Source organism: Mannheimia kashgarensis (assembly GCF_041807705.1).
Classification (GTDB): domain Bacteria; phylum Pseudomonadota; class Gammaproteobacteria; order Enterobacterales; family Pasteurellaceae; genus Mannheimia.
Genome location: NZ_JBGTYY010000046.1, coordinates 1 through 11,107, shown reverse-complemented (window position 1 = coordinate 11,107; position 11,107 = coordinate 1). Strand labels below are relative to the sequence as shown.

Annotated in this window: 9 protein-coding genes and 1 pseudogene; 5 read left to right on the top strand and 5 right to left on the bottom strand. The window is 40.6% G+C overall.

Annotated features, from left to right (window positions below; all coding sequences use genetic code 11):
• Positions 1–134: 134 nt before the first annotated feature.
• Both mpl and ACERCF_RS12060 read left to right on the top strand, forming a co-directional pair.
• Positions 135–1,499 (top strand): UDP-N-acetylmuramate:L-alanyl-gamma-D-glutamyl-meso-diaminopimelate ligase, encoded by a 1,365-nt coding sequence (mpl, locus tag ACERCF_RS12065; protein ID WP_373625720.1) that lies wholly within the window; start codon positions 135–137, stop codon positions 1,497–1,499.
• A gap of 160 nt (positions 1,500–1,659) precedes the next feature.
• On the top strand, positions 1,660–2,649 hold the full coding sequence (locus tag ACERCF_RS12060) for a virulence RhuM family protein (protein ID WP_373625719.1): 990 nt from the start codon (positions 1,660–1,662) through the stop codon (positions 2,647–2,649).
• A gap of 44 nt (positions 2,650–2,693) precedes the next feature.
• Here the strand turns inward: ACERCF_RS12060 and ACERCF_RS12055 are convergent, their stop codons facing one another.
• Positions 2,694–3,764, bottom strand: coding sequence for a cytochrome-c peroxidase (locus tag ACERCF_RS12055; RefSeq protein ID WP_373625721.1), 1,071 nt, complete (start codon positions 3,762–3,764; stop codon positions 2,694–2,696).
• A gap of 401 nt (positions 3,765–4,165) precedes the next feature.
• Between ACERCF_RS12055 and ACERCF_RS12050 the strand changes: the two genes are divergently transcribed.
• Positions 4,166–6,526, top strand: coding sequence for a YadA family autotransporter adhesin (locus tag ACERCF_RS12050; protein WP_373625718.1), 2,361 nt, complete (start codon positions 4,166–4,168; stop codon positions 6,524–6,526).
• Between the two features lie 156 nt (positions 6,527–6,682).
• Positions 6,683–6,982: a DUF4298 domain-containing protein gene (locus ACERCF_RS12045; protein ID WP_373611788.1), complete on the top strand. Its 300-nt coding sequence runs from the start codon at positions 6,683–6,685 to the stop codon at positions 6,980–6,982.
• 186 nt (positions 6,983–7,168) lie between these two features.
• On the opposite strand, the gene fabR is transcribed toward ACERCF_RS12045, so the two are convergent.
• The 3 genes from fabR to thrC all read right to left on the bottom strand — a co-directional run bounded on the left by fabR (position 7,169) and on the right by thrC (position 10,250).
• Entirely contained in the window at positions 7,169–7,789 is a 621-nt protein-coding gene (gene fabR / locus ACERCF_RS12040; protein WP_373611790.1) for an HTH-type transcriptional repressor FabR, read from the bottom strand.
• A 1-nt stretch (position 7,790) separates the two neighbouring features.
• On the bottom strand, positions 7,791–8,675 hold the full coding sequence (gene oxyR / locus ACERCF_RS12035; protein WP_373625717.1) for a DNA-binding transcriptional regulator OxyR: 885 nt from the start codon (positions 8,673–8,675) through the stop codon (positions 7,791–7,793).
• A gap of 300 nt (positions 8,676–8,975) precedes the next feature.
• A complete protein-coding gene (thrC, locus tag ACERCF_RS12030) occupies positions 8,976–10,250 on the bottom strand; it encodes a threonine synthase (RefSeq protein ID WP_373625716.1) in 1,275 nt (424 codons plus the stop codon).
• Between the two features lie 125 nt (positions 10,251–10,375).
• Here thrC and mgsA point away from each other — a divergent pair, with 125 nt between their 5' ends.
• On the top strand, positions 10,376–10,834 hold the full coding sequence (gene mgsA, locus ACERCF_RS12025) for a methylglyoxal synthase (protein ID WP_373611793.1): 459 nt from the start codon (positions 10,376–10,378) through the stop codon (positions 10,832–10,834).
• A gap of 142 nt (positions 10,835–10,976) precedes the next feature.
• On the opposite strand, the pseudogene ACERCF_RS12020 reads toward mgsA, so the two are convergent.
• A pseudogene (locus tag ACERCF_RS12020) lies at positions 10,977–11,107 on the bottom strand (IS110 family transposase); the annotation flags it as partial.

Genomic DNA, 11,107 nt, shown 5'->3' with positions numbered 1-11,107 from the left:
GTATGCGTAAGCTTTTAACCGTGATTAATGCCATCGTCCGTGATGGCTCACAGTGGAATGCTCACGCGGTTTAATTAACGAATTTGTATCTCGCCAAAAATGTTGGGGAGATACAGTTGCTACATATTTAAAAAATGAAAAAACATATCCACATTTTAGGTATTTGCGGTACTTTTATGGGTGGGGTGGCGATGATTGCCCGTGAACTTGGCTACAAAGTAACAGGTTCAGATACCAATGTTTACCCACCGATGAGTACCTTTTTAGCCGCTCACGGCATTGAAATTATTCCCCATTATGACATTAGCCAACTCCTGCCAGCCCCTGATTTGGTGGTCATCGGCAATGCGATGAGCCGTGGTAATCCGTGTGTAGAATATGTGTTGGACAACCAACTCAATTACACCTCCGGCCCACAATGGCTGCACGATCATTTGCTCAAAGACAAATGGGTACTGGCGGTTTCCGGCACGCACGGTAAAACTACTACAACAGGAATGTTAGCGTGGATTTTAGACCAAAACGGCATTGATACCGGCTTTTTAATCGGCGGCGTGGCAGGCAATTTTGGTATTTCTGCCCGAGCAGGCAGTAGCAAATTCTTTGTGATTGAAGCGGACGAATACGATTCCGCCTTCTTCGACAAACGCTCCAAGTTTGTGCATTACACACCGAAAACGCTGATTATCAATAATATGGAATTTGACCACGCCGATATTTTTGATGACTTAAAAGCCATTCAACACCAATTCCATCATCTTGTTCGTACAATGCCACAAAGCGGTTGTATTTTATCAGCTATGGCTGATCAAAACGTGCAAGATACGCTCAAAATGGGCAGTTACAGCCAATTACAATTTATTGGCGAACACAATGAATGGTTTGCTAAACCCCTAAATGCCGATTGTTCACAGTTTGAGGTGTTTCACTTAGGCGTTAAAAAAGGTGAGGTGCGTTGGTCGATTATTGGTAAGCATAATATGCACAATGCCTTAATGGCGATTGCCGCCGCTCACCACGCTGGGGTTGAAGTGCAAGGGGCTTGCGAGGCATTAGGCAAGTTTGTGAATGCCAACCGCCGTTTGGAGTTGAAAGGCGAGGTAAACGGCATTACCGTTTATGATGATTTCGCCCATCATCCAACCGCAATTGAGGCGACCATTGATGCCCTGCGTGGTAAAGTCGGGAAAAACCAACGCATTTTGGCAGTGTTAGAGCCTCGTTCAAATACAATGAAAATGGGCGTGCATAAAGATGAAATAGCCCCTAGCCTAAGTGATGCCGAAGCGGTGTTTGTTTACCAGCCCGATATTATTGCGTGGAGTGTGAGCGAGATTACTAATGCGTTATCACAACCGGCGTATTGGTCGGCAAATATTGATGATTTAGTCGATCTCGTCGTCAAAGAAGCCAAACCAAACGATCATATTTTAGTGATGAGCAACGGAGCATTTGGCGGCATTTATCAGAAACTACTTACCAAATTAGCGAATAAATAACCCTTACAAGCGATAAAATTTTCACAAAATTTTACCGCTTGTTTGTATTGCCTTTCTATTTTTGTGATCTGCATCGAAAAATTTAAAATCATTTCTGGATATTCATACATATTTTATTGAAAATAGCGACTAATATCCCTACCAATAAACAGAATGAAATATGAACGATTTAATTATTTATAACACGGAAGACGGCAAAAGTAATGTAGCCTTGTTAGTGGTTGAAAATGAGGCTTGGCTAACACAAAACCAGCTCGCAGAACTTTTTGATACCTCTGTTCAAAATATAGCCAAGCATATCAAAAATATCTTAAAAGACAATGAGTTAGATGAAAATTCAGTTATCAAGGATTATTTGATAACTGCCCAAGATGGTAAAAACTATCAAGTAAAGCACTACTCGTTAGCAATGATTTTAGCAATCGGTTTTCGTGTGCGTAGCCCAAGAGGAGTGCAATTTAGAAAATGGGCAAACAGAACATTACGTTCCTATCTGGATAAAGGCTTTTTAGTGGATACGGAACGGCTAAAAAATCCTCAAGGGCGGCTAGATTACTTTGATGAATTGCTCGAGCAAATTCGAGAAATTCGAGCCAGTGAACTGCGGTTTTATCAAAAAGTACGAGAGCTATTTAAATTATCTAGTGATTACGATAAAACAGATAAAAATACTCAAATGTTCTTTGCAGAAACGCAAAATAAGCTGATTTACGCAATTACTAAACAAACAGCAGCCGAACTAATTTGCCAAAGGGCTGATGCCACAAAAGCGAATATGGGTTTAACCAGTTGGAAAGGAAAAATTGTTCGCAAGGGTGATATTATTACCGCTAAAAATTACTTGAATAATGATGAGTTGGATTCTTTAAATCGTCTGGTAATGATTTTCCTTGAGAGTGCGGAATTAAGGGTTAAAAATAATCAAGATTTAACATTAGGATTTTGGCGAAGAAATGTAGATATGCTGATTGAGTTTAACGGCTTTCCTGTATTAGAAAATGGCGGAACAATTACGCATAAAAAAATGGAAAGTTTTGCCAGAGAACAATACGAAAAATTTGATATTCAGCGTAAGTATCTAAAACAGCAGGAAGCGGAGCTTGAAGATCTAGAGGAACTAGAGCAGTTAGAAAAAGGGCTAAAACAGTAAAACACAAGCGGTAAAATTTTCACAAAATTTTACCGCTTGTAACCTTATTTTCTATACCGTTCATCCGTCAATGTTTTTAAAAACGCTTCCAATGCTTCAATTTCTTCATCAGTGAGCGGCTTGGCTTTTAATTTATCGTGAGCGATGGTGGCTTCAAATTCTGCTTGTTGCCATGCTTTGCCGGTTTCAGGGTTGATTTTTCGCTCGGGGTTATTGTAGCTGTCTAAAAAGAGTAGTACGGTTTTTAGCTCTTTAAATACGCCGTTGTGCATATAAGGGGCGGTTATGGCAATGTTGCGTAAAGTAGGGGTTTTGAATTTGCCTTTTTGTTTTTCATCGCCTTTTACATTTGGGTTTTCAAACAAGCCTAAATCAACAAAATCTGGCGGGAAGCCGTTCACTTCAATCAATTTTGGGTTGCTTGGCACGCCTAAATTATAGTAGTGATAATTGCTAAAGGTTTCTTCTTTATAATCTTTACTTTGCAATTGATGGCAACTACTACAATTAGTTTGAGATTTATTGAAAAATAAATTTCTGCCTTTTTCTTCCAATGCAGTTAATTGTACCTCGCTTTTTAAAAACAGGTCGTATTTTGAATCAAAGGGAGCGAGCAGCTTGTTTTCTTGTTGGAATGTCGCAATGGCATCTTCCATTGCCGCATAAACGCTTTCATAACTTTCCCATACCTTTTCGCCGTAAAATTGCCCTAAAAATCGTTGATACATCGGCACATTATATAATCTTTGGGCTACTGCTAATTTGTTCGGCATTCCCATCTCATTTGGGTCGATAGGCGGCATACCGGCTTGCTCGGCAAGGTTTTTGGCTCGCCCGTCCCAAAATTGCCCACCAATATATTCTTGACTTTGTTCATCAAAGTGGAAATCAGGCGAGTATTTTGCATAAAGTATAGTAGGAGAGTTACGTTTGCCGAATTTGGTTGGGTCATCGCCTTGTGAAACCACGCCTTTTGCCGGAGTAGTGCGGTTATCAATAAAGGCATAATCCGGGTTATGGCAACTTGAGCAATTTTGCGAGCCGTTATGCGATAGCATATTATCAAAAAACAGAATCTGCCCGATTAAAGGTTTTGTCATTCCGCCTGTGGGCATAACACGATGCTGCCTTTCTAAGGCAAAGCCTAAGTTTGTTATGCATACTCCTAGTGCTAACATAGTTATCGGATGTTGTAACATTCGTTTCCTTAATCTATCACACTGTTAAACATAGACAGTTAGTCTATTTTAGTTAGTAGAAATTTACAATTAATTTACTGAACTGTTGAAGAGAGTATTAAAACAAATTGTAGAAATTTTGATAAAATATTAAAGATTTTGTTAAACTCAAAATAGTGTTTTGTTTAGCATAATTTATAATAAAAGCAATAAAGTAGGCAGTTATTGAGGAATAGAGGTGTGGTTATCAAGCAATCTCATTGCATTACAAGCGGTCGCTTTTGTTGAAAAATTTGTAAAATGCTGGTCGTCGTGTAACAGGCGATAACAACACCGCATTGGGCAGCAATGCAGGCACTTTAACCAAGGGTAACAACAATGTTGCGATCGGTTTAAATGCTGGTCAAGCAGTGGAAGCGAACGATACTATCAGTATCGGTAATACTGCTAAAGCAGAAGCGAATTTTGCGATTGCTATCGGTAAAGATTCTATGGCAACTAAAGCAAACGCAACTGCATTAGGTGGTGGTGCACACGCATTAGGTGCAGCCAGCTTAGCGCTAGGTAATGCAGCGAATACACAAGCGTTCCAATCTGTTGCTATCGGTACCGGTGCGACGACTTATGAAAATGCAAACCGCGCAATGGCAATCGGTGCAGCTTCATCTGCTCGACATGCAAACTCTGTTGCTTTAGGTGCGTCAGCAACAGCAGAAGCGGTTGGCACAATCGAAGCCACAGTTAATGGCGTAACTTACGGCAACTTTGCAGGCACAACCCCGTTTGCAACTGTTTCTGTGGGTAACGATAACCTGAAACGTACTATTACTAATGTGGTGGCAGGTCGTATCACAGAGACTTCTACCGATGCGATCAATGGTTCACAGCTCTATATGGTAGCTAAAGGCACATTAGACCAAATGCCTGTGGTTTATACCGATCAAGACGGTAACAAGGTTGTGAAACAGCCAGATGGCACATTCATTAACCCAGAAACAGGTGAAAAAGTTGAACCAAATAATGTGATTGCTTCTATGAACAATGGCGATAACAGCACGACAAATCCAATGACCTTGACTAACATCAAGTCAAACTTGGCACCGGTGACAACAGCAACCACAGAACAGCCAAATGCAAACCACCCAGTATTGCTAGAGGAAAACGCTAACAATGCTGCAACGCTAGGCGATGTACTAAACGCTGGTTGGAACCTACAAGGCAACGGCGAAGCTAAAGATGTTGTGGTACACGCTGACACCGTAAACTTCGTTAACGGCGCAGGCACAACAGCTGTTGTAGACACAGACGGAAAAACTTCAACCGTCAAATACGATGTGAATGTAGATGGTGATACCATCACAACGAAGACAGATCCAAACGATCCGACTAAGACTGTGATTACCGCTAACACCACGCCGCTGACTAACACAGATGGTAAAGTGAATACACCTGTTGCGCCAACAGTATTAGTTACGGCACAAACTGTGGCTAACGCAATTAACAACTCAGGTTGGAAATTGGCAGCAGAAGGTACAGAAGGTACGGAGCTAATCAGCCCAAGTGATACTGCAACCTTCAAAGTAGGTAGCAGCAATTTAACGGTAAAACGTGAAAATAGCGATATCACTTATGATTTAGCGAAAGATATCAATGTGAACAGTGTACAATTCAACGAGAATGGACCGAAAATCACTAACGATAGAGATAACATCAAAGTAGGTGATAAAGACGGTAATCCAACGAAGATCACGAACGTTGCAGATGGCGATATTAGCCCGGTAAGCACAGATGTGATCAACGGTAAGCAGTTAAACAACTATGCGAAAGTGAACGGCCAAAACGTGAATACTACGCCAGATCGTTCTATCAATATAGTAAACGGTAAGGGCACAACAGTTAGCACCAACCAAGAAGGTGAAATTGCAGTGAATATCGGTGAAACTGGTTTAACAGTATCTAACGGTTCACAAACCAATGCTAATGGCTCTATTGCAGCGGACGGTACTTTAGTGGTACAAGATCCGAACGGTTCAGGTGCAAACTTCGTGAATGCAACTAACCTTGCGAAAGCCGTGAACAACGTAAGCTGGAAAGTAGATTCTGAAAAAGATGAAACCACAGCAAACGCAGCAACCAAAAACACTTATACTGCGGATAACAATAAAGTGAAAGCCGGCGATACTGTAAAAGTAAATGCAGGCCGTAATGTGGAAATCAGCGGTTCAGGTAAGAACATTAATGTGGCTGTTTCTGACAATCCAGAGTTTGATACTGTTAAGGTGGGTAAAGGTGACAATGCAACCACGATTTCTTCAAATCAAGAAGGATTACGTGTAGCCAAAGCTGATGGCTCTGCACAACGTATTACTAATGTGAGAGCTGGTGTTGCAGATACTGATGCAGTAAACGTAAGCCAATTAAAAGGTGCGGTAAATCATCTTGATAATAAGATTAACCGTAACAACCGTAACTTGCGTGCGGGCATCGCAGGTGCGAATGCAGCAGCTGGTTTACCACAAGTTTACATTCCAGGTAAATCAATGGTGGCAGCGTCGGCAGGTACCTTCAAAGGGGAAAGCGCACTTGCAGTGGGTTATTCACGTGCAAGTGACAACGGCAAAGTTATCTTGAAATTACAAGGTAATGCCAATACCCGTGGTGATGTAGGTGGTTCTGTTGGTGTAGGTTACCAATGGTAATTATGTTATAATGTGCTCAAATCCCCTTCTTCGGAAGGGGATTTTTATTTGTGATAAAAAATAAGTGCAAGCGGTTAAATTTTTTTGAAATTTTGCTACTATGTAGCCAATTGCAAAAAATTGATTAAATTTGACCGCTTGTAATAAGGAGAGCGTATGAAAAAAGAAGACATTCAAAAAATGCAAGATCGCTATAATCAATGGGTGGAATTATTACCTGAATTGGAAAAAGGATTAGAGCAATGGAAAAAGGCAAACGAGCTTTTAGAGCCGTTAAGCCAATTTTATTATGATCCAAAATGGCGTGAGTTACACGATAGTTTTGATGAAGAGCTGGATACTAAAGGTAATTATAGTGTGTTATCAGAAGATGCATTGTGGAACGCATTATCGGATCAACATCAATTAGCCTTAGAGTGGCTGAAATTATCCACTGCACATATTACAAAAGAGTAAAGGTGAAATTTTCGCCCCAAAGCTATTCTCAGCCGATGTTGATTTATGGGCGTAACGGTAGGGGCGAAATATTTTTCGCCCCAAAAATTGCCGCAAATAATATTAACTTTACGTTTAACTCTAGGACAAATTATCCGCAACCGATATTGATTTATGGGGAGATAGGTTCTTTCCGTGCGAGAAATTTTATGATTTGGCGGCGTAGTATGCCGAACCTCGAATTAGCATTCTAAGCTGCATAATTACTCGCTGCTTGAGCTTTTCTCGCTCTTGGTTACTCATGTCAAGTGCGTGAGAGCCTGCGGTAAATACTAAAGTAACAAGCCCTTCTGCTTGAATATAGGCAAGTTCTCGATTGCTATGGTTATCTTTTCCCATAATATAATCCGCTAATTCAGCCACAAAATGCTGAATTTCTCGTGAAGCAGCAGTTCTGAAGGCTTGCGATGTGCCTGAACTTTCTCGCAGCAGAAGTCGGAAGACGTTAGGTCTGTCAGCGATCAGTTCAAAGAAGGTTTCAACTGAGACAATAACCACGCTACCGCCACTGGCAATACGTTTACGGGCTTGTCGCATTAATTGACGGAGCAATAAGCCAGATTCATCAACCATTGCTAAACCAAGCTCGTCCATATCTTTAAAATGGCGATAAAATGAGGTAGGTGCAACACCCGCTTCTCGAGCAACTTCTCGCAAACTTAAGTTGGAAAAACTTTTTTCCGGGCTTAATTGGTTAAAAGCAGCTTCAACTAATGCTCTACGAGTTTTTTCTTTTTGAACTGCTCGTACACTAACCATATTTGCCATTTTAAACCTCAGTTTTAACAATTTGTGTGATGGCGTGTGCTAAACGCTCATAACGCACACGAAGTGGCGAACCCGGTCGATAAACCATACCTACAGTACGGAATGGTTTTGGATTATCAAATGGAATATAGCAAATACCTTTTGTTGGCTTGGCAGCAAGTTTGGGGATGAGTGCCATACCTACATCTGCTGCTACCATATTGCGTAAGGTTTCTAAATTCGTGGCTTTAAAGTGTGGATTTTCTTTTGCACCGATAGACAGGCAGTAATCTAGCGTGTGAGTGCGTAAACAATGCCCTCCATCAAGGAAAAGCAGCTCTTTATTTTTCAATAAGCCGATATCTAATTTATCTAATTTCGCCCATTCGTGGTTTTCCGGTACAACTAAATACATTTCTTCGTTAAAGATTGGTACTTCAATGAAAGGTTCGCTCTCTTTTACAAATGAAAGAATACCACAATCTAATTGTCCGGCTTCAAGCTGAGCTAGTAATTGATTGGTTTGCAACTCGTAAAGATAGAGGTCTAGGTCAGCAAAATCTTTTTTTAATGCGGGAATAATCATTGGAGAAAGGTAAGGTCCAAGTGTTGGAATTACCCCAATATGAAGCGGGCCGGACATATCTTTACCTTGGTTGCTTGCCATTTCTTTGAGAATTTTAACTTCTCGTAATACTACTTTAGCTTGTTCTACTAACATTAATCCTGCCTGAGTAAACAACACTTTACGGCTGGTTCTTTCCAGCAATATAGTACCGAGTTCATCTTCTAATTTGCGTATTTGTCCGCTTAACGTTGGTTGGCTGACATTGCAAGATTCCGCAGCACGGCGAAAATGTTTGTAGTCTGCTAGGGCAATCAGGTATTCTAAATCTCGAATGTTCAATTTATTTCTCCAATTTGATATGTTCCTATTAATCCGATAAGTAAATTATGCCATATTCGCACGCATAATGTTTAACATTTTATAATATAACGCTATTATTTGATAGGATTTGACGATTTATTTTTGTTTTTAATTTAATTAAAACAAATCAATAGAAAATAAAATACAGTAGGGAAAAACGTCGGGCATAAATGCCCAACCTACAATGTTCATTAATATCGTATATTAATTATACAAAGAAAAACAAGAATACGTAGGTTGGGCATTTATGCCCAACACATTATCTTCAGGAGTTGTGACTTATTTTAATAAGTAGGCTCGTAATGTAGCAAAATCTGCTGGCATTTCATCAGATAACAACGGTAATTTGTTGTGTTTATCTAATGCTTCCGGCAGCGGTAATTCAATTTCTAAAATACGTTCAACCGATTCTTTAAACTTCGCAGGGTGGGCGGTGCATAAGAAAATGCCTGTTTCACCTGCTTGTAGTTGGTCTTTTAGGCTTTGGTAGGCAATCGCACCGTGTGGCTCGCATAAATAATCTTCTGCATATTGAGCTTTTAAAGCAGCTTCGGTTTCTTCATCATTTAATGCTGCTGAGCCTAAATCTGATAAGCTCCAGCCGTTACGTTTAAATAATTCTTCAACTCGTGGCCAGTTGTTCGGGCGGCTTACGTCCATTGCGTTTGAAAGAGTAGCAACTGTTGCGTTTGGCTCCCATTTGCCTGATTGTAAATAGCGTGGAACAGTGTCGTTTGCGTTCGTTGAAGCCACAAAACGTTTGATTGGTAAGCCCATTGATTTTGCAATTAAACCTGCGGTTAAGTTACCGAAGTTACCGCTTGGTACAGAAACCACTACATTATCACGTTTCTCTTTCGGCAGTTGTGCCACCGCTTCAAAGTAGTAGCAAACTTGAGCTAACAAACGGCTGATGTTAATTGAGTTTGCAGAGTTCAAGCCGATTGCTTGGCGAAGTTCAGCATCATCAAAGGCTTGTTTTACTAATGCTTGGCAAGCATCGAAGTCTGATTCAATCGCTACCGTACGAATATTTCCACCTAATGTGCAGAATAATTTTTCTTGTAATGGGCTGATTTTGCCTTTCGGGTAGAGGATCACCACATTGATATTCTCTAAACCATAGAAAGCGTGAGCCACCGCCGCACCTGTATCGCCTGAAGTCGCAGTTAAAATGGTAATTTTACCATCGCCACGCACGTTTGCGAGAGCTTGTGCCATAAAACGACCACCGAAGTCTTTGAAAGCTAACGTTGGACCGTGAAATAATTCTAACGCATAAATATCATCATTTACTTTGGCAAGTGGGGCAGGGAATGTGAACGCATTTTTTACCATTGCATTTAAAGTTTCTTGCGGTAATTCTTCGCCGATTAAGGCAGAAAGAATTTTTTGGCTACGCTTAACTAAAGGTAACGCTAATAATTCATCAATGTTGTCTAATTTGGGTAAGACTTCAGGGAAAAATAACCCCTGATTTTTGCCTAAGCCTTGGCGTACTGCTTGGGCAAAATTGACTTGTTCTTCCGGGTGTTTGATGTTGTATAAGTTCATTGGGGAAAGATCCTTTATTTAAAATAGAAATTTTTATTTGATTTTAGCCATAAGCGATGATTAGTCAATGCAAAACCGAAAAATAAGCGGTATGATTTAGGAAAAATTTTGCAAAGGAGATAAAAATGAAAACCACAACTCGAACAATCACAAAACAAAAACAGATTGCGTTGGTTGCCCACGATAGCTGCAAGCACGATTTAATTCGCTGGACACAAACTCATAAATCGCAACTCGCTTCCCATAAACTTTACGCCACAGGCACAACAGGGCATTTGCTTGCCAGAGAAACAGGGCTTGCAATCACCGCATTAATGAGCGGCCCGATGGGCGGCGATCAGCAATTAGGCGGACTAATTGCAGAAAAGAAAATTGATATGCTGATTTTCTTTTGGGATCCGATGAATGCCGCCCCGCACGATCCTGATGTAAAAGCCCTAATGCGAATTGCAACGGTGTGGAATATTCCTGTTGCCATTAATGAAACTTCTGCAAATTTCTTATTAAATGCGGATTTATTTAATCAAGAAGTTGAAGCCATTGTGCCGGATTACGATGGTTATTTGGCGGAGCGTTTAGGGTAACATTTGATGTTCAACAAGTGGTTATATTTACTCGCAATGCTCGCTCTTTTGGAGCCGCAGGATTGCCAAGTTCTAAATAAATAATGATTGTGTGTAGCAACTGTATCTCCCCAACATTTTTGGCAAGATACAAATTCGTTAATTAAAGCGCGTGAGCATTCCACTGTGAGCCATCACGGACGATGGCATTAATCACGGTTAAAAGCTTACGCATACAGGCGTTTACCGCCACTTTGAACGGTTTGCCACGAGCAATCAGCCGTTCATAAAATG